Here is a 25,153-nt window from a genome sequence, read left to right on the forward strand (position 1 = left end):
ACCCGAAAGGCCGCGATAATGGCTAAATCGGCCACGATCATCGGTCTGGCCAAGCTTCAAAAGAAGCTGGACCGGCTGCCGAAAATCGCAAAAGACCATATCCGCGAGAAGATGGCCGAGGCTGCTGACGAAATCGTCGCAATGATGAAAAGCCTCGTTCCGGTGCTGAAAACCCCGGACGAAAGGCGCCGGGCCGGTGCTTTGCGGGACAGTATCGCTTGGACCTGGGGGCAGGCGCCGAAAGGATCAATGGTCATCGCGACGATGAAAGGCGCAGGCGCTGGTGGCGACCTGACCATCACGCTTTATGCCGGATCGCGCGACAAATCGCAGGGCGTGGATGATGCCTTTTATGCGCGATGGGTTGAGTTCGGGACGTCAAAAATGTCAGCGCAACCGTTTTTCTATGTGTCGTGGCGGGCAAATCGCCGCAAGGCGCGCAACAAGGTCCGAAAGGCTGTCCGTGACTCTGCCAGACAGGTCGCGGCGGGAAGATAAACCCTAACCCTTAATCCGGCTTCGTGCCGTTCACCTGCCCATGGCGGGCAATTTCTCATGGAGAAAATACAATGGCAAAGCCCATCACTGCGAAGTTCGGAAAGTTCTTCGTTCGCCTCTCGGATGGCGGAACCCCGGCAGAGTTCATCGCCCCCTGCGGGTTTACGTCGAAGTCGTTCACGCGCAACAAGTCGCTGAACGAGGTCACGGTCCCGGATTGCGACGATCCGGATGCCGCCGCATGGCAAGAGCGTGACGTGCAGAGCATGTCGGCCACGATCAGCGGGTCCGGTGTTCTTGCGCAGGCATCCGTTCCTACTTGGGAAGCTGCTTTGGCAAGCACGGACAGCGTTGAGTGCGAGGTCGAAATCGAATTTCCTGATGGGGTGACGGACGTCTATACCGGCCGCTTTCATCTGGAAAGCTTCGAGATCAACGCCGCCATCGGTGAGCGGGTTCAGGTCTCGGTCAGCATGCAGTCGGACGGCGAAATCATCCACGCGCGGACTGAATAATGACCAGATCCGCACAGGTGACGCTGGATTGGGCGGATGGGACTTACCCGTTCGCCCTGAAAATCGAGCAACTGACCGAATTGCAGGAAAAGTGCGATGCAGGCCCGTGGTATATCCAATGGGCGCTTGAATCTGCGGTTATGTCACGGGCCATCGGGTCGGCCCCACCCAAAGACCTGATCCACCCTTATGTCACCGAGCCGCTTAGGCTGGGTCTCATTGGCGGGGGCATGCCAGCGGTCGAGGCCATGAAAAAAGTCCGCGCCTACGCAGGCCCCGGGCAGCTTTATGAGAACATGGCCCCGGCCTTCGCTGTGCTCAGCGCGGCATTGCAGGGCGTTCCTGAGGATGAGCCGGAAAAGTCCGAGGCGGGACAAAAGAAGGCCGCGAGCCGCTCCCGCGCGGGAAAATCAGGTTCGCGGAAGTCTTTGGCGTCGGATGCGCAGCCGGACTAAGCCCGGCTGACGTCAAGGCGTGTTCGTGGTGGGAGTTCAGTGCCGCCGTTTGCGGATGGATTTCCGCAAATAGCAGCGGCGATGATCAGGGCGTCACCGAGGATGAAGCAGACGATCTGTGGCAGGGAGTCATGGAGCGGATGTGACTACTTTTTCCATGATTGATCAAATACACTTGGCTTTTTCATAGTGCCTTTTTTCTTGTCTACGACGCAGAGATAGGTCGAGTAGTAGCTCTTGTCAGCATCATAGACCGCGATTTCAAATACTGGCGATCCCCGCTTGCGCCATGAGTCGGTAATGCGAGTTCGCTCGCCATCAGCGAATCTTTTCGCGATCCATTGCTCGCATTCTTTTCCATAGGATGATTTTTCGCTCGATCTTATGGGACTGGATTGCGTCCACCAGAACGCCATCGCGCCAACAACAACTACAGCCGCAGCGAATTTTGCTGCGCTCTTCTGTCTTTCCTCCAAGAGGGCCTCCGGTAAAAATGGCAACTGATCTTGAAAAGCTGGTTGTCCAGCTATCTGCCGATATCAAGGGCTATGAACGCGAAATGCGCAAGGCTGTTGGCGTTACCAACCGGCAGGCGCGTGACGTCGAGAACCGATTTCGTCAGATGCAGCGCAATCTGGATGGCATCGGGCGCGGCGCTGCGCGGTCATTGGTCGCACCCCTGGCTGGTATCGGTGCCGCGCTGTCGGTGCGCGAGGTCATGCGATACGCTGATGCATGGACACAGGCGACGAACGCGCTGGCTGTGGCGGGGGTAACAGGCAGACAGCAAAAGCAGGTGATGGATTCGCTCTATGAAGCTGCGCAGGCTAACGGCGCTCCGGTCACTGCCCTTATCGACCTTTACGGCAAGGCAGCGCAGGCAAACGACAACCTTGGTGCGTCGCAAGAAGATTTGATCCGGTTTTCCGAAGGGATTGCTGTTTCGCTTCGGGTCGCGGGGGTGTCGGCGACACAGGCATCCGGTGCCCTGACGCAGTTGGGTCAGTTGCTTGGCAGCGCCCGTGTTCAGGCTGAGGAATTCAATTCGATCAATGAGGGCGCCCGGCCAATCTTGATGGCAGTTGCGCACGGCATGGACGAAGCGGGCGGTTCGGTGTCGAAGCTGAAACAGCTTGTGAATGAGGGAAAAGTCAGCGGGCAGGAGTTTTTTCGCGCTTACCTTAGAGGGATGCCGCAAATCGCGAAGATGGCAGAGGGCGCCGTCACGACCATCGACCAAGGCATGACCAAGGTAAACAACGCTTTCCTGCGTTACGTCGGCGAAACCGACGCCAGTCTTTCTGCGTCGCAGCGGCTCGTCGCGGGCCTCTCCGCTTTGGCGGATAACTTTGACAACGTCGCCGACGTCACGCTGCGGGTGGCATCGGTGATAGCGGCGGCATTGGTGGGGCGATCCATCGCCGGTATGATTGCCAAGCTGGGTCTGGCGACGGGCGCGATCATCCGGTTCACAGCAGCGGCGCGCGCGGCAACCACGATCACAGGTCTTGCGACGGCCATGTCCGGGCTGTCGGCGGCGGCGGGTCCGATTGGCTTGCTGCTTGGCGCAACGGCGGCTACCGCCATGGTTCTTTATGCCGATTCCAGCCGGAAAGCCGAAGAGCGCACGGCTGAGCTTAGAAAGGAAATGGAGGAACTCGGGCTTTATACACCTCGCGCGGCAGCGGCGGTTGATGAGGTGACCCAGTCTCTCGACAATCTGACGGACGCGAAGCGGATCGAACGGATCGCAAAAATCCGTGCCGAACTAGAAAAGATCAGCAATGGCGATTCGATGGCAGCAGCCTTTGGTGGGTCTGATGATCTGGTAGGCATCGAAGCGACGGCACGTCGCGGTCAGGGCTGGCGCCGGGGTCTGTTTACAGAGTTTCTGGAAACGGACGCCCCTGCGCTGGCAGTCATTGAGGATATCGCGGCCAAGCTTCGGGATGCTGAAATCACCGCTCAACAGGCGGCAGATGCATTGCGGCCCCTGGAAGCAATGGACCTGTCCACGCCAGCGGAAGAGCTTCGCGACAAGCTCATTGACCTCATTGGGTATACCGGGGCGCTGGATACAGCCCTTACGGCGGCTGGTGGGTCTGCTGAACTTGAGCAAGCCAATGCTGAGCTTGAGGCGATGCTGGAAACTCTTAATCGGATGACAGAGGCGGGCCAGTTCGACGCAGAGATCACCCGCGCAATCAATGAGGTCATCGACGCTTTTGAAGATGGCGAAAAGTCGGCTGATGAAACGCGGGAGGCTATTCAGGCGATAGGTGACGCAAACCCGAATTTCTCGGGGGTGATTAGCCGCATCATGGGCGTTATCGGGGTTCTTGGCGTGCTTCGCTCTGAAGCATCGGCGGCGGCCGCAGCTATCGCAGGCGTCGGGGGTTCTGGCGGTCGTGCAGCGGCGGCTGACAAGAAAATGGAGGCTGAGCAGCGCAGCCTTGATGCGCTAGAGGCTCAGACGAAGGCGAACAAGGATTTCACGGCGTCCGAGGATGCGCGGAATAGTGCGACCGCTGCGGCATTGAAGCTGGATCGGGAAATGGCGGATGTGCGCAAGCGTGCAGCCGAACTCGGCGCCAGGTTTTCGGACGATCAGATCCGCGCATTTGCGGAGGCTAATATGGCCGCAGATGCGCGTCGCGCGGCTGAGGGGCGCGGAGGCTCTAAAGGAAAGTCTGGCGGTGGTGGCAAGGGTTCGGCCCAGAAAGAAGAGCCAAGCCTGTTCGAGGATGCAGAGCGCGAACTCCTGAACCTTGAGCGCGAAATTCGTCTGGTCGGTATGTCAACGGCAGAGGTCGCCAAGCTGCGCGCGCAGTGGGCGATGCTGGATGAGGCGAAGCAGCGGGGGATTCCCGTCAATGACGCGCTGAACGCCAAGATCCAGCAGCAAGCCGCGCAGGTCGGCGAGTTGACCGAGCAGCTTGAGGCGCGCCGAAATCGGCCAGCAGCGTTTCGAGGAAGCCGTGGACGGCATCGCCGACGCATTCGCCGGGGCGCTGATCGCGGGCGAGAGCCTGCGGGATGGGCTGGCCAATGTGTTCAAGCAGATCGCGGCGGATATCCTGACCTCGGGCATTCGCCAGTCGCTGATGAGCGTGTTCGGCGGAACGGGGCTGTTCCAGTCGTTCTTGGGCGGCGGCGACAAACTGACCGGTGCGCTGCGGCTCGCCGGGGCGTTCGACAAGGGCGGCTATACCGGCGCGGGCGGCAAGCTGGAACCGGCGGGAGTAGTCCACCGGGGCGAGTATGTCATGGATGCGGATACAGTTCGCCGCGCTGGCGGTCCTGCGGCGTTCGACGCGCTGCGCCGGGGCCTGAAAGGCTATGCCAGCGGGGGCTATGTTGGTGCGCCAGTCATCCCGTCGATGGCGCGCCAGCAGGAGCCGCGCGTGGTCTATGTCCCGCAGCCATATGTCGCCGATCTGTCGGCCAGCGACGACGGGCAGATGGTCGCGCGATTCCGCAAGGTGGCGTCCGATGAGGTTAGCCGCTCGGCGCCTTCCATCGTCGGGCAGTCGGTTCAGGCATCGGGTCGCGCCATGAGCAGCACCAAGGCTTTCGGGGGGCGGAGGTAATGGTCAATGTCATCGCATGGCCCCCGGTTAGCGTTGTCGGTCGATCCTGGACGATGGAGCAGCCAACCGGCCGTTCGCGCAGCATGATAGACGGGCGCGAATATGTCAGCGCGGCACAGCGACGGCGCAGGATTGCGACTCTGGACGTGCGCGGGCGGCGCGATTATGGGTCCGGCTACATGGAGGCGCTATGGCGGCTCATGGACGGCGGCGTCCATCTTGTTCGCCTTAACTCCTGCCGGGTGCCTTGGGGCAAAGTTGATGTTCGCCCCGATCAGCGTCGTGGTGATCTATTCCGCTGGACCGTTCCGCCTGAGGGGTTCCCGTGGCGAGACTATGCAACGTTTGAGTGGTTCGATGGGGCGGAGCTTACCTTTACGCTAACCAGCGTATCCACCGGCGGGGCCATCGTCACTGTGCCCGGCCTTCCCCCGAACGCTCTTGTCGCGATCCCCGGAGAATTCGTCACGATCTACGGGAGCAGCGCAAATCAGCCCGGAGAAACGCATATGATTGCGGCGCCAGCGCGCAGCAACGCGGCGGGAATCGTAAGGATTCGGCTGGTGTCTCAGCCCACCACCAGCGGCGCGCTCATTTCCATCGGGACGCGCGATACCGGGGTCTTTCGGCTACAATCCGATTGGCCGCAGGCAATGCGCCGGTTGGGAGGGACGGACAATTACAGCCTCTCGTTTCGCGAGGTCTTCGAGGACGAAACGGACGGGTTCGTCGAGGTTGACCCATGGACCTGATCCGAGGCCTTTCCGCGCCAATGCTGGCGGCGATCCAGCGTCCGTTCTTCCCGCTGCTGTTTGCGCATATCGACTGGCCGGATGCGCCCGTCCGCGCCCATACCGGCTTCGGGCCGATCGCATGGGGCGGGCATACATGGACGGGCGTCGGGCCGCTTGGCAATGTCGAGATACCTACCGAGTCGATGGGCAGTGTGGTGGCCTCCGAGGCGATCCTGTCCCTGATCGGCGTCCCGGCTGATCTTGACGGATTTGCCGATGATCAGATCCGGGGGCGCGCGGTAACCTTGCATCTGGGCGTGGTGCAGGGGCGTCCGGGCGGCGCGGATGGCATGGCGACCTCTGGCCCCGGCAATGTGCTGGTCGGGGCGCCGGTCGAGATGTTTTCCGGGCTGATGGATATCCTTGACCTTGATGCGTCGGCGGATGATGGCGAGGTCCGGCACGAGGCGCGCGTGACCGCAATCACCGGCCCGAGCGCCCGGACGCGGGCCAGCCTGACCCACAATGATGAGGATCAGCGGTCGAAATACTTGACCGACACGGCGGGGCGGCATGTGATCCTTGCTTATGCCAAGGCGCAAAAGCTGCAATGGCCCGCGAATTGACTCCGGATGCAGTGATGGCGGTGGTCGACGATGTCATGTCCGAACCTTGGGTGTGGGGCGCGACGGATTGCTGTGCGTCGGCCTGCGATGTGTTCGCGCGTCTGCATGGCATCGACCCGATGCAGGCCGTCCGGGGCAGCTATAATACGGCCATGGGTGCGGTGCGGTTGATCCAGTCATGGGGCGGCATGGTGGCCATGGCCGAAGGACTGGCGGCGGCGTCCGACCTGTCCGCATCCGATGGCGCAACCGGCGATATTGGCCTTTCCGCACCGGGCTTTGCTGAGGGGCCAGAGGGGCGGGCGCTGTTGATCTGTATCCAGCCGGGGGCATGGGCCGGTAAGGCCGTGGACGGCTTTGTCATCCTGCCGAATGCCGAGAGGTGCTGGCGTGTTTAATCGGAAAGACGTGTGAATGGCACCTGTTGTTGGGGTGATCAAGGCGGCAGGCGCATGGCTGACCACCACCTTTGGCGCGACGGCTGCGGGCGCGATCATGAACATAGGCGGATCGGTCCTGCTGTCCGTCGCGGCGCAGGCGCTGATGGGCAAGCCCAAGCAGGGCGACATGATGCGCGAGCTGACCATGCCAACCAGTCTGCCGCCCTATCGCTATGTCTATGGCAAGTGCTGGGCGCCGGGTTCGCCCGCGCCGGTGCGGGTCAAGGACGATATCATCTATGCCTGCTATATCCTCAACAGCCGCCCGTCGGAGGGGCCGTTTACGCTGTATCTTGATAAGCGGCGCGTGGAATATACCGGCGATCCCTATGATTTTTCCGGGGGTGGTGCGACCGGAACGAATGGAAAATTCGGTCCGGGGTCTGGTGGTCCGCACCTGTGGTATTGGATCAGTCGAGGCGACCGGAGTGCCCCGCCGCAAATGTTTCTGGACGAAGCGCCTGAACTATATCGCGCGACTGATGGATGGCAGGGACTGACTGTCCTGTGGGTCAAGTTTCGGGCTGGGTCCAGTGACGATATGAATGAGCGCTGGCCGTCTTCCCCGCCCGAGGTGATGGTGGACGGCTATTGGTCACGGGTCTGGGACCCGCGAGACCCGGCGCAATCGCCGACCGATGCCAGCACATGGCAGTGGTCAGCCAATCAGGCGCTTTGCACGCTGGACGCGCTGCGCACCAACCCGCTGCGGCCCTATGGCGATGCGCATCTGTGGACGGAAACCTTTGCATGGGCGGCTCAAGTCGCTGACGAGCGGGTCGAGGTCAAAGCCGGGGGCACGATCCCGCGCTATGAGGTTAACGGGGTGCTGGTCTGGTCCGAGGGGTCCGAGATCGAGGATCAGGTTATCCCTCTGGCCAATGCCGGTGCAGCGGAGTTCACCCGCGTCGGCGGGCGTCTTGGATTGGTGCCAGGGATCTATCGCGCGCCGGTCATGACCCTGTCGAACGTGCTGGACGATGCGCCTTTGCAGTTCCGGCGATATCGCCCGTCAACGGAATTGGTGACGGCGGTTTCGGCCACCTATGTGTCGCCGGATCGTGCCTATGAAGATGCGACGACACCCGTCTATCGCATCGCCAATGCGCAGATCGAGGACGGCGGGGTCGTGAAACTTGGACAATATGACCTGCGCTTTGTCACCGACCATCGGCAGGGGCAGCGCGTGGCCAAGATCATGGGCCTCAAGACCCGGATGCAGAAATCCGTGACCGGGGTTTTCCCGCCCGAGGCCTTCAATCTGGTCGGCGGTTCGGTGGTCACGCTGGATCTGCCCGCGCCCTACACCGGGCGCAATGGAACCTATGTGGTCGAGGAAGCCAACCCCGGCGCGGACGTGCTGGGGCTGGATGGTGTGGCGCTGCGCTGCGCCCTGACCCTGCGCGAATACCGGCCCGTGATCTATGCGTGGAACCCGGCGACCGATGAACAGGATGTTGCGGTCGAAGATTTCGAGGCCGAGATTTCCGGGTGCGCCCTCCTGGCGCCGTCACCGGCGTCAGCGATGCCACCACGACACTTGTGTCGGGCGATACCAGCGTCCTGCGCATCAGGTTTGAGTTCGCCCCGTCGCTGTCCAAGACGGTCGTTGGATACGAGTGGCAGTATAGCGAGCGCGACCACGAGGCTGGCGGCCCGTTTTTGGTCTGGCGGGCGTGGCAGCAGGGCGGCGCCATCGACACCGATGTGCTGGACGATGGTGGTGATGTTTTCGGATATCTGGTCCCGGTCGTGGCAAGGCAGGATTACCGCATTCGTGTTCGCGCGGTGACGGGGGGCAGCGCGTCCGAATGGGTTGAGAGTCCAACGATCACCGGCAGCGCGGGTGCGGCCCTTGCCCCGGCGCCGACACCGGTCAGCGCGATTGGTGGGGCTGGCCAGATCGCCGTGACCTTCCGCGCCCCGAACAATGCCAATTACCGCGCCATGGAGATATGGCGCGCGCTCAGCGATGATCCCGGATCTGCGGTTTTACTGTTCGGCCCGATCTACGGCGCTCCGAACGCGACCGTGACGCAAACCCACACCGGTCTCGGGTCTGGCGCCACCCGGTATTATTTCGCGCGGTCCATCGACCGGCACGGCCAGCCATCGCCATTCAGCGCCTCGATCAGCGCCACCACTGCATAATTTGGAGATACCAATGCCGACAAAACCGGTGTTTTCCCTGCCCCTGCTGGGCAGTTCAGAACGGCGAGTCGCCACCAAGTCGGGACTCGACGCTGAGGTCAACCGCGTCCTGTCGCGGATTTGGGACGCGGCGGTGCTGGCGCAGATGGGGCCACCCGAACAGGAGGCGCTCCTTGACGAATTGCAGGAGCGGCTGGACGAGTTGAACGCGGCCATTAGTGCCCCCTTCGTTATATTCGGGTTCGGGCAGTCAAACATGCGGGGGTTTCAGACTTCTGTCACCGGCAGCCATGATACGGGCGACGGGGTATATTTCTGGAACGCCCCAAATGGTGTCCCGGTCTCGCCGGGGACGCAGTGGTTGCCCGCTGCATTCGGGACGCCTCCGCTGGATAACTGGAACGCTACAGCTGGTGCCTATGCCAACAACCTCCTGCTGCACGCGGCCAAGGAGATCCGCGCCCGCACCGGGCGACCGGTCTATGTCATCATGATTTCGCGGGGTAGTCAGCAGCTGGAAGCGTTCATGTCGGACGCAACGCTGGCCGCCAACGGCTGGCCGCGGGGCAGCAATCAGGATCTTTACACGCAGGCCGTTCTGGCGCTGTCCACCGCCCTGCCGCTGGTGCCCGGCTCGCCGACCATGGTGGATGCGGTAATGGTTCATCAGGGCGAGGCCAGCGCCGCCGACGGCCCCGAACTTTACGCCCGCAAAATGAAGGCAGTCCTGCTGGGCCTTGAAACGGCGGGCTACATCAACCGCGAAAGCACGCCCGTCGTTCTGGGTGAGATTGCGGCGGGCGCGACGGCGACCAACTGGACTCGGCACCGCAATGCGATCCGACGCTTCAAGGAGGCATGGGGATTCGACCGGTGGAAACAGTGCAAAATCGCGACGTCACAGGGACTGGACGTGGTGACGTCGGGTGATGTGCATTTTACCGGCGCCAGCCTTGTCTCACTCGGCCAGCGATACGCCGATGCAGTGTTTGCCACGCAGCCCGATGAGATCCTGACTGTCAACGCCACAGATTATTCTGTCGATGGATCGCTGCGATGGGCTACCAGTCTCGTCTATTCGGGGGTCGCCGACTATGACGCCCGCAAAACTGTCGGCCTTGAGTCGCCCGTCGTCTCGGAAGTCAATAACGGCACGCTGGGATGGGCCTATCGTGTTGAGGCCAATACGGCATTCCTCATGGGTCATCGCCATCTGGTGCGACTGCCCGTCGATGGCGTGGTCAGGGTCGATTATGAGGTGATGGCGCTGGATGCTACCGGCGTCCTGCACCGCGCATTCTGCTGGTGTTATGACAATGGCCGCGTGTTTACAACTTCGTCAATCGCAGCGCCGGGATCCAGCCCGGCCACGCCCGGCGCCGGGCGGCTGCGGGTCAGCCGCACATTCAAACGTAACGGATCCTCGGCCACAGCCGATGTGACCCTGCCAGCCGATACCGAATACATCGCGCCGGGCGTCTGGATCGGCGCAGCGTCGTCATCTGGCGCTGGCGTTTTCAACATCCTCGACATTCGCGTCGGCTAACCCCCGCCGCGCGCGGGCCAACATGACCACCCCAACCCGCCTCTGGCGGGCTTTTTTAATTGGAGACAGCCATGCCCATCTCTCAAACCACCATCACGGGGTCGTTCAAGACGCCCGTCAACGCCGACGCGCAACTGACCGATGCGACATTCAAGCTGTCCGGGTCGGATTTCGAGGGCGGTGAGGGGATCACCGCCAACACGGTGACGGCTGCGGTCGTGACCGAGGACGGCGATTTCACGGTCACTCTCTGGCCCAACGACCGGGGGATGACCGGCGGCACCAGCTACGCGGTTTCGTTCCGGTTCTCGGACGGCTCGACCATGACGATGCCGAAAGCGCTGGTCGTGTCGCACTCGGACACGCCGGTCACGCTCGAGGATGTGGTCTTTGAAAATCAGGCACGCGGCGCGGTCAAGCCGAACGCTCTGCGCATCCTGACGCAGGCGCAATACGACGCTCTGACGCCCAAAGACCCCAACACCGTCTATCTGATCCGGGGGTAATCATGCGCGATTATATCAGCACCCATATCTCTGCCGTCTATGTGACCGACGCTGCGGGCGTTGCGACGCAGGGCGATGTTCTGGACTATCTGGGCGAGTCGATTCTTGACGGGGGCGGCCCCACGCCCGGCACGGTTTCAAGGCTTTCGGGTGATACCTATCCGGAGACGCCGCAATCTTTGCCGCCCAATCTCATTCCGCAACCGGCTGGCGAATTTGGATCTGCGGTCGGCTGGAACTCTCTGGCCGGGCTGACAATCGACACAGAGGCCGGGTTGGCGCGGTGGGACGGATCGAGCGCCGCCACAAGCAACATGACGATCCCTATTGAACAGGTTGCGATTACCGGAAACCAGTATGGGTTCCTGTTGTCTGTTGCCAGCCGATCAGCCGGATCGGTCTTTCCGGGCGCGCAGTCTCCCGCCACCAACACGGTTGGCGCGGGGGTGCAGGGAGTTGGTAATTGGTCGCGGCAATTGACCGCTACAGGCGCCTACACGACTGCACGGATGTCTGTGGCGGCAGGGTCGATCTTGGATATTGATTACCTCCGCGTTTACGATCTGACGACCATTCTACAAAAGAAATGGCGCATTGTTTTTGTCTATTCTCAATCGAATTGGGTTGGATCTGGAAACGCATCCGATTGGGTCGAAAACGATCCGCCCGAAGCGCGCGCGATTACCATCCCGTCATCTGCGAACAACGTCTACGGATACAGCCTTGATGGCGATGGTATCGGTGTTCCGATTCTCATGTGCGATCCGGTCTGGCACCTGTCCGGCAACGTGGGCGGCGGTCCAGCCGGTGCGTTCGCCCGGACATTCTGCGACGGCCTGCGCGAGGATGAGGTGCTGATCTATGTCGCAGCCGGATATTCTGGTGGCGGCCGCAGTCAGCCGGGCGATGTCTGGTATCATGACGGTGATGGGCCAGACGGCGAGGCGTGGGTCAATCCGCTCAAGCAGGTGGATGCCATGGTTGCCCGCGCGCCGGAAGGTTCGACCGTGGCCGGGTGCCTGTTCTGCCAAGGTGAAGCCGATTTGGCTGACATTACCGGGGACCAGCATACACAGATGATCCGTGGCGATTTCGAGCTTCTTCGGGGGCGTTATGGAAATTTCCCCATCGTCATCAATGAAATCGGCTGGTCTGATAGGGAACGCGCCGATGTTGCAAATATGGTTGCCAGCCAAGCCAAGCTGGACAGCAATAGCGGCGATCCCCTGTCCATGCCTCTGTGCCGATACATCCCCCGCCCGGAAGGGGCTACATTCATTGCAGACAACCTGCACTATGACCAAGCAACGCAACGGGCTCGCGGTGCTTTGGCTGCTACTGCGCTCCTTGACCTCAATTACGGCGTGGGCGCATGAACGATAAGCTAAACAACGCCATAGACAACGCGCTGACATGGCTTGTGGCATCTGCCTTGGGCGGGATCATCTTTCTGATCCGCAGAGTTTTTACCAATCAGCAGGAAATCGAACTGCTGAAAGCCGATCTGCGGGCGCGGGAAAAGCAGCGTGAGGAAGATCGGGAACAGACTGCGGAAATCAAGCGCAGCGTGGATCGGATTGAAGGGTGGATTGTCGATGGCAAGCCGACGGTGGTGCACCACACCGACCGGACCCTGCCGCCGCGCTGAGGCCGTTCGGAATCCGATCACTTCATGCAATGAAAAAAGGGCGAGGTTTCCCCAGCCCAATTCCTCAGCAAACGAATGCCTTCTTGTTGGTCACGTCAACCAGGAAGGCGGCCCTTTTTCTCGCTGCCTTCATCGGCCTTCTCGCCCTGATCGGGCTGGCCCTGCGGCGGTTGATGCCGTTGACCCTGACCCCCTTCGTCCTTCGGGGGAGTCTGTTCGTTCGCTTTGTCTTTGTTTTGATCGGTGCCCATGTCGGGACCTCCATAGATCCGGCGAGGGAATACCAACCGGATAATCATAAAGTGGCTATGCGGCGGACCGATTACATCGGCAAGCCGCCAACTATCTCGCAACATACGGTTAACGCACGAAACTAAACCGCCCGCCTCGCGCGGGCTTTTTCATGGGAAATCGACATGACCAAGATCGCCTTGGTGGTCGGGCACAATGCCCGGTCACAGGGGGCTGTCCGCGTGACGGATGGCCGCTCTGAATATGACTGGATGGGTGACCTTGCCGCCCAGATCCTCGCCGCCAATCCGGGCCGCTACCGGGTGTTCCGGCGACCGGCTGGCGTCGGCTACACCCGTGAAATCGCGCAGGTCTATGCCGAGGTGGACGCATGGGGCGCGGCCGGGTCCATCGAACTGCATTTCAACTCGGTCGCGTCGGCATCGGCCACCGGCACCGAAACCCTGACCAGCGGCACCAAGGGCAGCCGCCGCCTGGCCGCACTGGTCCAGGCCGCGATGGTCGAGGCCCCGGGTCTGCGCGACCGGGGCCTGATCGTCCGCGATCGCAAGGCGCGCGGCGGTGAGAGCCTGTGGGCGGGCCGGGCGCCCGCCGTCCTGATCGAGCCGTATTTCGGCAGTAACGCGGGCGATTGCGCCGCTGCTGACCGCCATTTCCACCAACTGGCTGCGGGCATCAACGCCGCCTGCACCGAATTCCTGAAAGGATAAGAGATGCGCGACATCATCGCCGCGATCACCCCCGGCCTTGTCGAAATCCTCGGCGTGCTGCTGACCGGCATCATCGCATGGGCGGCCAGCAAGGCGCGCGAGAAATGGGGCATCGACATCGAGGCCCGGCACCGTGACGCGCTGCAATCGGCGCTGATGACCGGCGCGCGGTTGGCGCTGGCCAATGAGCTGACCGGCAAGGACGCAATCAACCTGATCCTCAACTATGTGCGCCAGTCCGTGCCCGATGCCATCGGCAAACTGAATCCTGATGCGGACGTCTTGATGGATCTGGCCAAGGCGAAGCTAGAACAGGCCGTGACGGAAAAGGCGCGCGATCTGACGGGCGGTGCCGTGGACAAGCTGACCGATGCGCTGAAACGGGCGGGCGCGTCGTGATCTGGTTCGCACTCGTCGCTGCGGTTCTGGTCCTGCTGGTCCTCAAAGGGGGCTGGCAGAGGCCGGATTGAGGCGGGCCGAGAACCCGCGCACGATTAGTCAAGCTAATGTGGTCGGCCTGTGCTACACATGAACATCCGCACCGATTCTGGACGCGGTGATATGGAGGACCAGAACATGGTCCACTTCCCGAAAAACTTCCGAAGCGAGGGCGACAGATTGAGGTCTGCAGTTGGCGCCTTAGATTCTTCCGAACGCCGACGAACTGGTTGAAGCCCTGTTCGACCGCGCAGTTGATGCACTTGATGTAACCGAGTGTTTGCCTGCAAGGTTGGCCCGCCCAAGAGAAAGCGACCACACTTGGAACGGCCATTTTAACGCACTGGGTAACGCCTGAAATATTGGCATGTTACCGTGAGGACGCCCCATCTTTTGCTTGTGAGGCGGATTTGCGCGACGCGGCCCGCGCCAAAATAGATTTTAGACCCTCGGTGGATCGCCTGCCGAGGGTCTTTTCGTTTCCGGCATCGGGCTGGTGCGAATTGTGCAAGAACTTGGAAAATCTTCGCCGAAGTTAGCGCACACGATCCGGCAATGCAGAGGTCGGTCAACAGGTCTGCCAAGGGGCCTTAGACATCCTCAAGGACGCCACGGCCCGATGATCTGCTTCGCCGTCGTCGCCTTCGTTGTGGTCCTGCTGATCCTGAAAGGGGGCTGGCATAGGCCGGATTGATGCTGTCATCCCCTCTCGAAAAACCCCGGATGCGGTTGGTTGATGCCGTATGTGATCGTGCCCGCACCAAACCGCTGATTGATGAAATCGGCGGCGCGGGCCGCTCGTTCGCCGTTGGTGCGTTCGCCCGGCTTGACCGGCAACAGCAGATCGCCGGTCCTTGCGTCAAGCAGGTCGACATCGCTTAGCTGGACGCCGATGCCGGCCAGCTTTGCGCGCCTTATCACCGGCCACGCGCTGCGCCAAAGCGCCCGGTTGATCCGCAGAAATTCGAGGGTGTCTTGTGTCTGGGCGCATCGCATCGACGCCGCCCAAGTTGTGCGCCCTATCGGGGATAGTTGCAGGCCAAAGCTGGCGGCAACCCGACCGTCTCGGCGCAGGCGGGCAGCGGCCTTTTCGACAAGCCAGCGCGAGACCAGATAGCCCTCCGGCGGTGCCCGGAAGGCTGGCGCCAAGACCTTGCTGTTGCCGTAGCCCTCGCGCTTGGTCTTGACCAATGGGATGGCCTCGCCCTGCAAGGCGCGGACAAACCGCTCCCCTCGACCGAACGCCAGATGGCGCGCGCGTGACGCGGATCGAGGCGGCAAAGGGCGGGCACGTCATGGATGCCGGCGCTGTGCAGTCGGGACGACATGGCGCGCGATATGCCGGGCAGATCATCCAGCGCCAGATGGGCCAGCCGGTGGGGCATGTTGTCCGGGCCAAGGTGCTGGCAGCCGTCCGGTTTTTCCAGCTTGCCCGCAATCTTGGCCAGCAGGTGGTTGGGGCCGATCCCTGCCGAAAACCGCAGGCATTCCCCGACCTCGGCCGCCACCGCCGCCTTGAGGCGCGTGACCAGCTCGCGGGCGCCGTCCAGCGTGGTTGCGGACCCCGACAAGCCAAGCTGAAACTCATCGACGCTGCGGATGCGCTCCAGCTCGGCATAGCGGTCCAGCACCGCAGCAACCCGCAGATTGAACCGCACATAGAGCCGGTGCCGTGATGGCAGAAACACGATGTTGCGGCACATGCGGCGCGCGTCGGCAACGCTGGTGCCGGTCTTGATGCCGTATGCCTTGGCCTCATAGCTGGCCGCGACGCAGCAGCCCTTTTCATTCTCCATGGCCGTGATCGCAACCGGACGCCCGCGAATCGACGGGTCGATCTGCTGCTCGACGCTGGCGAAAAAGCTGTTCATGTCGAGGTATAGTGTGCGGTATGGCCCCATCGCCCAGATCCTGCGGATAGATTTCGGCCTCAAATGTTCTACAATCGTTCTCATCCGGCAAGGGGGCGAAATGGACAGGGAAAAGCAGTTGGGGAACGTCGCCTTTGGCGGCGCGTGGTCCGAGCAGATCGCGGGCGATGAGGCGCTGGCCGCCGCGCTGGACCGGCTGGACAAGGCGGTCAAGGACACGCTTTACGAGGATCTGCGCGGTTTTGATGAGGTCAGGCAGGCGCTGGCCTTCGCCTGCGAATGGCACCCCAAGGGCGACATGCTGGCGCATGCCTGGGGCAAGGCTTTGGGCCTGACCAACGCCGGGCTGCGGTCGGCCGAGTTGCGCAGGATCGCGGGTGCGCTGCGCGCTGGCATTGGCGCGCGGATCAGGTCATCATCGGGCGGATGATCTGACAAAGGGCGGCGGCGATGTGCAACCTCTACAGCAACACCACCACGCAAGAGGCCATCAGGCGCCTGTTTCCGCTGACCGACCTCGTCGGGAACCTCGAACCCGGCCGGGTCTATCCCGACCAACTGGCCCCGATCATTCGGCATGGCGATGACGGCCTCGAACTGGCGATGTCACGGTGGGGCCTGCCGTCCCCGCCCTCGGTCCTCAAGACCGCCCGCGACCCCGGCGTAACAAACATCCGCAATCTCGGATCGCCGCACTGGCGCCGGTGGTTGGGGAAGGAGCATCGCTGCCTTGTGCCCCTGACCAGCTTTGCCGAGCCGCGCGGGAAGGGGAAAGGAAACCAGTGGTTCGCGGCGGCGGATCCTGACGCGGTGATGTTTTTCGCAGGGATCGAGATCCGGGACTGGAAAAGCGTCCGCAAGGTCAAGGACGGCGAAACCACCGATGACCTCTATGCCTTTCTCACCTGCCCGCCGAATGCAGAGGTGGCGAAGATCCATCCAAAGGCCATGCCGGTGATCCTGACGGCAGAGGATGAATGGCAGGCGTGGCTGGACGGGGTCAGCGCAACCGAGCTGCAGAGGCCGCTGCCGGATGACGCGCTTATATTGGTGGATGACGATTGAAACCCGCCTGCGAATGTGTGGTGGCATTGTTGCAGGCGGGCTGCCCGAATGGTTCCATGATCCGGCAGAAACTCAACCGGACTGTCATGGATTGGTTCCACGTCAAAAAGCAAAGCGGGCCGATCTGCACAAGACCCGGCCCGCTGGCTCAGCATCACAATCATCAGCGTCACTCGTTACCCCGCCAGTTTAGCAACTCCCGCGCGACGGGCATAGTTGGCGGTTTCGTCATAGGTAGTATTGCCTAGGGGTCAATCTCGATCCGCGCTTTCTTGACCCGGTAGCCGCGCCCAAACCAATATTGCACATGCTGACTGAACGCCTGCGCATCGCCGCCCTTAAAATGGTGCCGCCGCCACGCTTCCGCTTCGGACGTTCCAAACATCGGCGGCCCCATATGTGACCAAATTTCGTCGCGGTGCTTTTCGTCCCATGGTGACAGCGGCGGGACGATGACAAACCCCTCGACGGTGATGCTGTCACCCATCACTCGCCCCTCTCGACCGCATCGGCCCGCGCGAGGATGGTCTCGACCCATTCGATAGCGTCCGCATAGGTCAGCGTCGGCTTGATCGCTATTTCATGGCGTAGGCGTTCCAGGACTTCGCGACCCAATGCAGCCCGTTCCCCCGCCCGGACGCGGTTCAGGGCTGCGGTGGCGTCTGGGTCAGTATTACCGATCGCAAACAATGCTGCATTCCAGCCGCGAGAATAATCATGGGAACTATTCAACCTAGGGCGCTTCGCCTTTATCGCCCCGACAAGCGTAGCCACCTTAGCCAGCGCCTCGTCACGCTCGCGGGTCAGGCGGGCGATTTCGGCGTCTTTGGCGTCAAGTTGCGCCTGCTGCTTTTTGCAAACAGCATTTTCGATGTCATACCAGCGTTTCCAGTGGGCCGCTCTCGTCGCGTCGTCAGTCATCATTCTTCCCCTTTCAGCTTGCGGAGGGTGGCGCGGGCGATGTCTTGCGGCGATGGCAGGCGATAATCTGGACGATCCGCAATCTGCTCCAGCGCCTCCATCGCCTCACGCAGCTTGTCGTCGCGATGCGGGTGGGTCATCACGTCCCCGGCCTCTGTGGTCAGGGCGCTGCGGATGGCGTCGATACTGTCAGCAAGGTCTCTGGCGAACAGGCGTGCGACTGGCTGACCGTTTTCGGCCCAGTCTTTGCCCATCGCCTTGACCAGTTCCAGCACCTCCGCCCGGCTCACCAGATCGTTGTCGTGGGTCATTGGGATGCCCTCCTTGCTTCGACAGCCGCCCTGATGGCGCGTGACACCGCGCTGGCGTATTCGTCCAGCGTGGTTTCGGCGTCATGCACATTGTCCAGCGCGCCCCAGATAAAATCAGGGTCGGTAGCCTCGACGATAGAGTCACACAGGAGATCCGCATGGTGGCCGAGGGATTTCAGCGCGGTCTTCGCCTCTGCCAGTTGTGCGCACAGGGTGGCGGCTTCATCGCTCGGCTGTGGGGCGGGGGTGGTTGCCACCGGATCAGCGTCCTGCGCCTCGGGGGCGCGGCAGAGGTCGGCGCGCTCATACGTCGCAGCGAAGATGTCAGGCTTGCATGGGTAAAGCTCACCTTTCACGCCACGGATGATCCAGTCATCCCACGCAACAATATGCTGTCCCTCAAGGGTTTTAGTCACCAGCCTATCAGGAAGTTCCGCATCCATATCTAAGCGATGCAGGGTGCCGTTTTGCCAAGCTTCATTGAGCCAAGCAGGCCAGTCAGAATTGTCCATGCGGCGCTCCTTGGTCATCTGGAACGCCTCGATGGTGACGGGCTTCTTGGTGAAGCGGTGCAGCTCCGGCGCGGTCGTGGTGTCGGCGGTCATGTCTTTTCTCCATGCGCCGCTGCCCATGCGCAAAGCGCCGCACCGATCACGGCGGCGTCATGCGGGGACAGGTAAAGCCAGAAATTTTCGTCGGGATTGTCCTTCGGCCCCTTGGTTTCGGGATCGTAGGTCTGCGGCAAATCCTTGCGCTGGTAGATCACTTGCAGGCTGTCATCGGCCTCAATGTCGATGGTCCAGCGCGCATCTACGTCCGGCGAATAGTAGGACAGGCTGAAATGCTGCGCACCACCGCCGTCCGCGAAAAACTTGCTCATTGCTTTCTTCATACTCTCTCTCCTGCGGTGATGGGGAACGCAGGCGCATCACCTGGCGTCATGTGCTCGGTCGCAGGCCCGGCGTCTCGGGTGGGGGTGTCGGTCATACGAAGCGCTCCTTGGTTCGGAGAACTGCGAAGGACGGCAACAGGTGCGGCAAACGGCTATTCACGGCATCGTAAAAAGCGTTCATTTCACATAGTTGCAGGTGGTTAGCGGATAGTCCGTTTGTTCACATCGAAGATGTCAGCGGTTCAAATCCGTTATCGCCCACCATGTTTTCAAAAGGCGCCAAGGCAGGCAAAACAGCCGCTTGGCGCCTTTTTCATGTGCCTTGGACATCGTCCCCCATTCCCGTGGATGTCCAAGGCGCCGGTCGCGCATTGTGACGGGTCTAGGACTGCAGCAGCGCCATCAGGCCGCCGCTGGCCAGAACGGCGCGTGCCAGTTCCAGCATCGGGGGCAGCGGATAGGTCGGTGAATTGCCGCGCGCCTCGCGGATGTGGCGGACCGCGCTGTCCAGCGTCGGAAAGTTCTGGTGCGCCCTCAGATGCAGATACAGCGCCAGCACGATGACAGAGCGTGACCGCCCGCCACGGCAGCTTACCAGCACATGCCCGGCGCGATGGGCGGGATAGGTCGGCTTGCCGGGGCTGGCCTGCGTCACCAGCCCCTCCAACGCCAGCACGGCGGCGGCGAGATGGGCGGGCCTATTGCCCGGGCCGTCGATCAGCCCGACCTTGGCGCGGCGCATATGCGTGCCGTCGGGCAGTTGCAGCGGCGCAACGTCGATGTTCAGCGACACATTCAGCGACGAGGTGATGCCTGCCGCCAGCAGGGCCGCGCCATCGCTGGCGCCGGCCAGATTGCCGACATGCAGGCGGCAGGTCCGGCCTTCGGGCAGGATCAGATCATGGACGGGAACCAGAATGGGGGTGTTGTTTTCGGCCCGTTCGCGGGCGGTTTCCTTGACCGGCATGGGTGTTTCCTTCAGGGGCAGGTGCGGTCGCTGTGCCAGATGGCGGCGAGGCTTCGGGTCAGGCCGGGTGCCGCGTCCAGCGCGCCGAATGCGGGGATCAGGTGTCTGGCGCCGGTGGTTTCGGCCAGCCAGATCTGGTCGCGGGCGCGGGGATGCACGTTCCGGGGCTGGCGGCTGCCGCGCCCGGCGGCGATCAGCGCCGCTGCCGTGCTGCCCGGCGCGACATGGCCGGTAAAGATGAAACGCCAGCTCTGCGGGGCGTCGATCAGCCGCGCCACCAGATCGCCCGGCCGCTCGGTATCGGCGGCGATGATCACGTCGCTGGCGCGTGCTTCGGCCGGGGTGGCGATGCAGCGCAGGCCGGGCAGGGCGCCCTGCATCTCGGCCCGGATCTGCGGGCACAGTACCGGCGTCAGGCCAAGGGCAGCCAGCCGCTGCGCCATATCCGCGCCGCGCCCCAGAATCGGCACCGGCAGCACGGTGCCCGGCGTGATCCGCGCGGCCAGTTCCAGCACCTGCGACACAAGCGTCTGGTCGCGGTCGCCATAGGACAGATCGGTGATCACCAGATCGGCGGGCGGCGGCAGGTCAAAGGGCAAAAGGCCGGATCTCCGGCTCCAGTCGCCCATGTAAAGCGCGCCGCCTTCGGGCTGCAGATGCAGCCAGATGCCGCCTGCGGCGTGACCGTTGCGGCCGGTCGAGACCGGCAGGTCCAGCAGCGCCGCAGGCCCTTGCAGGGGCAGTTCGTGTTGGGCGTGGGGCGGCAGGTGCAGGTCCAGCAGCGGCAGGGCGTCAAAGGTGGCGCGGCTGGCAAAGACCGGCGGGCGGCCCAGATCCGGCCACAGGTCGATGGCGCCGACATGGTCGATATGGGCATGGGACAGAAAGATCGCATCGACCCGGCCGATTCCGGTCAGGTCCGGCCGTTGTCCCGGCGTCGGACCTTCGCCCAGATCCAGCAGGATGCGCCGGCCGGCGATCTGCAGTAGAAAGGCCGCCGGGGATTTGCCGCCGAGCCCGCTGAAGGCGGTCAGAACTGCCATGGCAGCACGCCTTTCGGCAGGAACCGCGACAGCGCCACCGACAGCAGCATCAGCAGCAGAATGCCGAAGATCATCAGGCAGCCGACGGCGGCGGCAAGGGTCGATGCCCCGCCTTCCTCCAGAAAGATGATCATCGGTCCGATGGTGCGCGTGCCCGAGGAGATCAGCAGGATCGAAGTCTGGATTTCGTTGATCGCGGTCATGAAGACGATGACGCCGGCGGCGATGGCCGTGGGGGCGATCAGCGGCCAGATCACATCGCGCATCCGCCGCAGGAATCCCGCGCCTGCGACCTGCGCGGCTTCTTCCAGCGTGCGGTCGATCTGGGCATAGCCCGACAGCACCGGGCGCAGCGCCAGCGCAAGGAAACCCGCGACATAGGCCGCAAGGATGATCCAGGGCGTGCCGTAAAGCGAGACACCGATCCCCGGCAGGGGCCGCAGGAACAGCAGGATCATCGCGACGCCCAGGGTGATGCCGGGCAGGGTATAGGCGGCCTCGGATCCGAAATGCAGCAGCCGCACCAGCGGGCCGCGCCGCCATGTCAGGAAATAGCCCAGAAAGACCGAGGCGAGCATCAGAAAGCCCACCGTGACCAGCGTCAGCCACAGTGAGGTCAGAAAGGCATCGCGCAGCGAGACCTGCCGGAACAGCGCCGCGGCGTAGTTTTTCAGCGTGACCGTTTCCGCCGTCAGCGGCAGGCCATAGGCCGGAACCAGCGAGCTTTGCAGCAGCGCCGACAGCGGCAGCAGCAGCGAAAGCACAAGATAGCCCCAGAGCAGCGCCAGAATCACCGGGCCGCCGCGTCCCGGCGACAGCACGAGGGCGCGGCTGCCCAGATCGACGCGGGTGTCGTTGCGCTCGCCCGCGCGGGCGGCCAGCAGCACGCCTGCGACGGTCAGCGCGGTCAGCACCATGGACAGGGCGGCCATATTCGGCAGGGCGGATGGTCCCAACCCGTTGATCTGCTGGTAGATCTGGGTAATCAGCGTCGGCACGCGGGCGGGAATGCCCAGCATGGCCTGGATGCCGAAATTGCCGATGGCCGAAACGAAGGCAAGGCTGGCCGCCGCCACCATGCCGCCCCGCGCCAGCGGCAGGATCACCGTCAGCAGGACCCGGACCGGACCGGCACCCGCCGCGCGTGCCGCCTCGGCCAGATCCAGCGGGATGCGGCGCAGGCTGGCCTGCATCGCCAGATAGACCAGCGGCGCGTTATAGATGCCCAGAAGCAGGATGATCCCGGCCTTGGAATACAGGGGATGGCGCGTGCCCGCCTCCATCGACAGGCCAAGCGCGCCCAGCACCGGGCTGGACGGCGAAAAGGCCTGAATCCATGCCATGGCGGTCACCTGCGGCGGGATCATCAGCGGCAGCACGAAGGCAAAGACCAGCGCCGATTTGCCGGGCAGGTCGGTCTGCACCACGATCACCGCGAAAACCGTGCCGACCAGCAGCGACACCAGCGTCGAGGCCAGCGCGATCTGGATGGTGTTCCAGATCGCGGCCGTGGTTTGCGGGCGGGCGAACAGTCTGGCCAGCCGCTCGACCGCCAGCCCGCCGTCATCGAACAGCGCCGCCTGCGCCAGCCGCAGCATCGGCGCCACGGAAACCGACAGGATCAGCAGGGCCAGCAGCGCCAGAACGATGGTTTCGGCGGACAGCCGGAAAAGGGGCGCGCGCGGCGCCCCCTTGCTGTGCAGGGTCAGGGTCATCCGGTTCAGCCGCCGAAGATCTCGGTGAATCTGGCGCGGGCATCGCCGTCCTCGGCCACGGCGCGGTCGGCATCCAGCGGCAGCAGCTTGATTTCGGACAGGGCGGGCATGCCTTCGGGCGAGGCGACCTTGGGGTTCACCGGGATATAGCCCTGTTCGGCGGCCAGTTTCTGGCCATCCTCGGACAGCACGAAGGCGACGAAGGCCCTGGCCGCCTCGACCTGATCGGTATTGGCGAGGATCGCGGCGGGTTCGGTGAAAAAGGTCGCGCCTTCGGTCGGATAGATGAATTCAACCGGCGATCCGGCCTTTTGGGCGCGCAGCACATCGGCGTCGATGTTGACGCCATATTTGACCTGCCCCCCGGCCACGGCCTTCAGCACCGGGCCGTTGCCGCCTTCGGGGACCACGCCCAGCTCGTTCAGGCGTTCGTAATAGGCCCAGCCCTGCGCCGGATCCTGCAGCAGGGAATGCATATGGACCAGCGCCGCGCCGGAATATAGCGGGCTGGGGGCGACGATCTGGCCCGCATTGGCGTCGCTGAACAGATCGGCCCAGCCCGTGACCGGCTCGGCGATCGTGGTGTTGTAGACGATCCCGGTCGAGGAAATCTTGGTCCCGAAAAAGGTCTTGTCGGCGTCATAGGTCAGCGGGTCGATGCCATCCAGCGGCGCATCCGGCCATGCCATCAGCAGGCCCTGCTGTTTCAGCGTTCCCAAGTTGATGCTGTCGGCGACCAGCAGCACGTCGGCCTTGATGTCGCCGGCCTGCTGTTCGGCGGCAAGGATGTTCATCAGTTGAGAGGTGCCGTTGCGCATCCATTCCACGGTGATCTCGGGATGCTTGGCCATGAAGGCATCGGCGGTCTGCTGCGCGATTTCCGGCGATTGCGAGGTGTAAAGCGTCAGCGTCGTCTGCGCCGAGGCCGCGGCGGCGGACAGCGTCAGGACAAGGGCGGTGGCGGTCAGGCGCATTGGAATTGCTCCGTAAGATGCGGGGAGGGGAAAGAAGAGGGTGGCGCCCCGTGGGATCGGGAAGCATCGGCCAGCGGAATGGCCCAGAGATCGCGGAACGCCAGTTCAAGCAACGCGCCCGGTTCGGGCGGGGTGGCGGTGTCGGGCAGGGACATCGGCAGCTTCAATGTCGGGTCGGCCTCGGGGCGCAGCTCATAGGACCAGCTGCCGCCGCGATAGGTGCGGGCGATGACACGCGCGGGAATGCCGGTTTCGTCCGGGGCGGCGATGTGGATATCGGCGGGATGGGTCGAGGCCATGGCAAGGCTCCGCGCCGTTTCCCCGGCATGGCAGCGCAGCCGCAGGCGCCTGCCCAGCAGGTCGGCCGTGGCGATTCCGTGGCCCAGAGGCCGCAGGTCGTCGACCGGCAGCACCAGCCCGCCGCCGATGAAACCCGCCACCGTGGCATCGGCGGGTTCGCGGTAAAGATCGCGGGGGCTGGCGCATTGCAGCAGCCGGCCCTTGTCCATCACGGCGATACGGTCGGCCAGCGCCATCGCTTCGGACTGGTCATGCGTGATATAGACCAGCGTTGCGCCGCTTTCGCGGTGAAAGCGGTGGAATTCCTCCTCCATCGCGGCGCGCAGATGCACGTCCAGATTGGCCAGCGGCTCATCCAGCAGCACCAGATCCGATCCGGCGGCAAGGCAGCGCGCCAGCGCCACCCGCTGACGCTGCCCGCCCGACAGATCCGCCGGGCGGCGGGTTGCAAAGGGCGTCAGGTTGACCATGTCCAGCGCGCGGGCGACCCGCGTTTCGCGTTCGGTCCGGGGCAGGCGCGCGACCTTCAGCGCATAGCCCACATTCTCGGCCACCGACATATGCGGCCACAGCGCATAGCTTTGAAACACGATGCCGATGCCGCGCGCTTCCGGCGGCACCATGACCTTGCCACCGGCCACCTGCCGGTCGCCCAGGGTGATCGTGCCTTCATCGGGTTTGTCAAAGCCCGCGATCAGCCGCAGCAGCGTGGTCTTGCCGCAGCCCGAGGGGCCAAGCACGGCCACGAATTCACCCGCCGCGATATCAAGGTCGATATTCGCCAGAACCCTGGTCTCGCCATAGCTCTTGCCGATGTTCGACAGCCGCAAACCCGTCATGCCGCGCTGTCCCTTTCCTGTCATTCCGGCGCGACTGATGCAGCGGCGGCGTGACAGGCGCATGGCCGTTCTGTAAATTCTTTATGAACTCTGTGGCCGGGGTCTCGGGCCGGGTGTCCAAAGCTGCCCGGCCAGCGCGTTGAAAA

Annotated in this window: 31 protein-coding genes; 18 read left to right on the top strand and 13 right to left on the bottom strand. The window is 63.1% G+C overall.

The window, feature by feature from the left end:
- The first annotated feature begins 18 nt into the window (after positions 1-18).
- From PE067_RS09415 to PE067_RS09425, 3 genes are all read left to right on the top strand, one after another.
- Positions 19-498: an HK97-gp10 family putative phage morphogenesis protein gene (locus PE067_RS09415; protein ID WP_276189128.1), complete on the top strand. Its 480-nt coding sequence runs from the start codon at positions 19-21 to the stop codon at positions 496-498.
- 71 nt (positions 499-569) lie between these two features.
- On the top strand, positions 570-1,013 hold the full coding sequence (locus PE067_RS09420) for a phage tail protein (protein ID WP_276189129.1): 444 nt from the start codon (positions 570-572) through the stop codon (positions 1,011-1,013).
- Positions 1,013-1,468 carry a gene transfer agent family protein gene (locus PE067_RS09425; RefSeq protein ID WP_276189130.1) on the top strand — a complete coding sequence of 152 codons (456 nt, stop codon included), beginning with the start codon at positions 1,013-1,015 and terminating at the stop codon, positions 1,466-1,468. Before PE067_RS09420 ends, PE067_RS09425 begins: the two co-directional genes overlap by 1 nt.
- 146 nt (positions 1,469-1,614) lie before the next feature.
- Here PE067_RS09425 and PE067_RS09430 read toward each other — a convergent pair whose 3' ends face one another.
- The gene (locus tag PE067_RS09430; protein ID WP_276189131.1) at positions 1,615-1,944 is read right to left on the bottom strand and encodes a hypothetical protein; all 330 of its coding nucleotides are present in this window, start codon (positions 1,942-1,944) and stop codon (positions 1,615-1,617) included.
- A gap of 17 nt (positions 1,945-1,961) precedes the next feature.
- Here PE067_RS09430 and PE067_RS09435 point away from each other — a divergent pair, with 17 nt between their 5' ends.
- The 10 genes from PE067_RS09435 (at position 1,962) to PE067_RS09480 (ending at position 12,709) form a co-directional block, all read left to right on the top strand.
- The gene (locus PE067_RS09435; protein WP_276189132.1) at positions 1,962-4,964 is read left to right on the top strand and encodes a tape measure protein; all 3,003 of its coding nucleotides are present in this window, start codon (positions 1,962-1,964) and stop codon (positions 4,962-4,964) included.
- A 93-nt stretch (positions 4,965-5,057) separates the two neighbouring features.
- Positions 5,058-5,810: a hypothetical protein gene (locus PE067_RS09440; protein WP_276189133.1), complete on the top strand. Its 753-nt coding sequence runs from the start codon at positions 5,058-5,060 to the stop codon at positions 5,808-5,810.
- Positions 5,801-6,418 (top strand): hypothetical protein, encoded by a 618-nt coding sequence (locus PE067_RS09445; protein ID WP_276189134.1) that lies wholly within the window; start codon positions 5,801-5,803, stop codon positions 6,416-6,418. Before PE067_RS09440 ends, PE067_RS09445 begins: the two co-directional genes overlap by 10 nt.
- Before the next feature lie 14 nt (positions 6,419-6,432).
- Complete coding sequence (locus PE067_RS09450; RefSeq protein ID WP_276189135.1) at positions 6,433-6,816, top strand: hypothetical protein; 384 nt, start codon at positions 6,433-6,435, stop codon at positions 6,814-6,816.
- 16 nt (positions 6,817-6,832) lie between these two features.
- Positions 6,833-8,650 carry a phage tail protein gene (locus PE067_RS09455; protein WP_276189136.1) on the top strand — a complete coding sequence of 606 codons (1,818 nt, stop codon included), beginning with the start codon at positions 6,833-6,835 and terminating at the stop codon, positions 8,648-8,650.
- Positions 8,647-9,009, top strand: a complete 363-nt coding sequence (locus PE067_RS09460) for a hypothetical protein (RefSeq protein ID WP_276189137.1) — start codon at positions 8,647-8,649, stop codon at positions 9,007-9,009. The genes PE067_RS09455 and PE067_RS09460 overlap by 4 nt, the downstream gene beginning before the upstream one ends.
- Before the next feature lie 13 nt (positions 9,010-9,022).
- Positions 9,023-10,555: a sialate O-acetylesterase gene (locus tag PE067_RS09465; RefSeq protein WP_276189138.1), complete on the top strand. Its 1,533-nt coding sequence runs from the start codon at positions 9,023-9,025 to the stop codon at positions 10,553-10,555.
- Positions 10,556-10,626: 71 nt separating this feature from the next.
- On the top strand, positions 10,627-11,061 hold the full coding sequence (locus PE067_RS09470) for a hypothetical protein (protein ID WP_276189139.1): 435 nt from the start codon (positions 10,627-10,629) through the stop codon (positions 11,059-11,061).
- A gap of 2 nt (positions 11,062-11,063) precedes the next feature.
- Complete coding sequence (locus tag PE067_RS09475) at positions 11,064-12,437, top strand: sialate O-acetylesterase (RefSeq protein ID WP_276189140.1); 1,374 nt, start codon at positions 11,064-11,066, stop codon at positions 12,435-12,437.
- Positions 12,438-12,493: 56 nt separating this feature from the next.
- Positions 12,494-12,709 (top strand): hypothetical protein, encoded by a 216-nt coding sequence (locus PE067_RS09480; RefSeq protein WP_276189141.1) that lies wholly within the window; start codon positions 12,494-12,496, stop codon positions 12,707-12,709.
- Positions 12,710-12,804: 95 nt separating this feature from the next.
- Here PE067_RS09480 and PE067_RS09485 read toward each other — a convergent pair whose 3' ends face one another.
- Positions 12,805-12,960: a hypothetical protein gene (locus PE067_RS09485; protein WP_276188814.1), complete on the bottom strand. Its 156-nt coding sequence runs from the start codon at positions 12,958-12,960 to the stop codon at positions 12,805-12,807.
- 165 nt (positions 12,961-13,125) lie between these two features.
- Here PE067_RS09485 and PE067_RS09490 point away from each other — a divergent pair, with 165 nt between their 5' ends.
- The 3 genes from PE067_RS09490 to PE067_RS09500 all read left to right on the top strand — a co-directional run bounded on the left by PE067_RS09490 (position 13,126) and on the right by PE067_RS09500 (position 14,991).
- Positions 13,126-13,671, top strand: a complete 546-nt coding sequence (locus tag PE067_RS09490; RefSeq protein ID WP_276189142.1) for an N-acetylmuramoyl-L-alanine amidase — start codon at positions 13,126-13,128, stop codon at positions 13,669-13,671.
- Positions 13,672-13,674: 3 nt separating this feature from the next.
- A complete protein-coding gene (locus PE067_RS09495; protein ID WP_276189143.1) occupies positions 13,675-14,070 on the top strand; it encodes a hypothetical protein in 396 nt (131 codons plus the stop codon).
- 732 nt (positions 14,071-14,802) lie between these two features.
- The gene (locus tag PE067_RS09500; protein ID WP_276189144.1) at positions 14,803-14,991 is read left to right on the top strand and encodes a hypothetical protein; all 189 of its coding nucleotides are present in this window, start codon (positions 14,803-14,805) and stop codon (positions 14,989-14,991) included.
- Between the two features lie 137 nt (positions 14,992-15,128).
- Here PE067_RS09500 and PE067_RS09505 read toward each other — a convergent pair whose 3' ends face one another.
- Entirely contained in the window at positions 15,129-16,010 is an 882-nt protein-coding gene (locus tag PE067_RS09505) for a hypothetical protein (protein WP_276189145.1), read from the bottom strand.
- A gap of 70 nt (positions 16,011-16,080) precedes the next feature.
- On the opposite strand from PE067_RS09505, the gene PE067_RS09510 reads away from it, so the two are divergent.
- Both PE067_RS09510 and PE067_RS09515 read left to right on the top strand, forming a co-directional pair.
- Entirely contained in the window at positions 16,081-16,410 is a 330-nt protein-coding gene (locus PE067_RS09510; RefSeq protein ID WP_276189146.1) for a hypothetical protein, read from the top strand.
- 20 nt (positions 16,411-16,430) lie between these two features.
- Complete coding sequence (locus PE067_RS09515; RefSeq protein WP_276189147.1) at positions 16,431-17,045, top strand: SOS response-associated peptidase; 615 nt, start codon at positions 16,431-16,433, stop codon at positions 17,043-17,045.
- Positions 17,046-17,289: 244 nt separating this feature from the next.
- Here PE067_RS09515 and PE067_RS09520 read toward each other — a convergent pair whose 3' ends face one another.
- From PE067_RS09520 to PE067_RS09565, 10 genes are all read right to left on the bottom strand, one after another.
- The gene (locus PE067_RS09520) at positions 17,290-17,532 is read right to left on the bottom strand and encodes a hypothetical protein (RefSeq protein ID WP_276189149.1); all 243 of its coding nucleotides are present in this window, start codon (positions 17,530-17,532) and stop codon (positions 17,290-17,292) included.
- A complete protein-coding gene (locus tag PE067_RS09525; RefSeq protein WP_276189150.1) occupies positions 17,532-17,966 on the bottom strand; it encodes a hypothetical protein in 435 nt (144 codons plus the stop codon). The genes PE067_RS09520 and PE067_RS09525 overlap by 1 nt, the downstream gene beginning before the upstream one ends.
- Positions 17,966-18,277: a hypothetical protein gene (locus PE067_RS09530; protein ID WP_276189151.1), complete on the bottom strand. Its 312-nt coding sequence runs from the start codon at positions 18,275-18,277 to the stop codon at positions 17,966-17,968. The genes PE067_RS09525 and PE067_RS09530 overlap by 1 nt, the downstream gene beginning before the upstream one ends.
- Positions 18,274-18,882, bottom strand: a complete 609-nt coding sequence (locus PE067_RS09535) for a hypothetical protein (protein WP_276189152.1) — start codon at positions 18,880-18,882, stop codon at positions 18,274-18,276. The genes PE067_RS09530 and PE067_RS09535 overlap by 4 nt, the downstream gene beginning before the upstream one ends.
- Positions 18,879-19,157, bottom strand: a complete 279-nt coding sequence (locus tag PE067_RS09540) for a hypothetical protein (RefSeq protein WP_276189153.1) — start codon at positions 19,155-19,157, stop codon at positions 18,879-18,881. Before PE067_RS09540 ends, PE067_RS09535 begins: the two co-directional genes overlap by 4 nt.
- Positions 19,158-19,551: 394 nt before the next feature.
- A complete protein-coding gene (locus tag PE067_RS09545) occupies positions 19,552-20,136 on the bottom strand; it encodes a protein phosphatase (RefSeq protein WP_276189154.1) in 585 nt (194 codons plus the stop codon).
- Between the two features lie 11 nt (positions 20,137-20,147).
- Entirely contained in the window at positions 20,148-21,179 is a 1,032-nt protein-coding gene (locus PE067_RS09550; protein WP_276189155.1) for an MBL fold metallo-hydrolase, read from the bottom strand.
- Positions 21,167-22,894 carry an iron ABC transporter permease gene (locus PE067_RS09555; RefSeq protein ID WP_276189156.1) on the bottom strand — a complete coding sequence of 576 codons (1,728 nt, stop codon included), beginning with the start codon at positions 22,892-22,894 and terminating at the stop codon, positions 21,167-21,169. Before PE067_RS09555 ends, PE067_RS09550 begins: the two co-directional genes overlap by 13 nt.
- A gap of 5 nt (positions 22,895-22,899) precedes the next feature.
- A complete protein-coding gene (locus PE067_RS09560) occupies positions 22,900-23,868 on the bottom strand; it encodes an ABC transporter substrate-binding protein (RefSeq protein WP_276189157.1) in 969 nt (322 codons plus the stop codon).
- On the bottom strand, positions 23,859-25,007 hold the full coding sequence (locus PE067_RS09565; protein ID WP_276189158.1) for an ABC transporter ATP-binding protein: 1,149 nt from the start codon (positions 25,005-25,007) through the stop codon (positions 23,859-23,861). The genes PE067_RS09560 and PE067_RS09565 overlap by 10 nt, the downstream gene beginning before the upstream one ends.
- Between the last annotated feature and the right edge of the window lie 146 nt (positions 25,008-25,153).

This window comes from Paracoccus sp. DMF-8 (assembly GCF_029309835.1).
Taxonomy (GTDB): Bacteria; Pseudomonadota; Alphaproteobacteria; order Rhodobacterales; family Rhodobacteraceae; genus Paracoccus.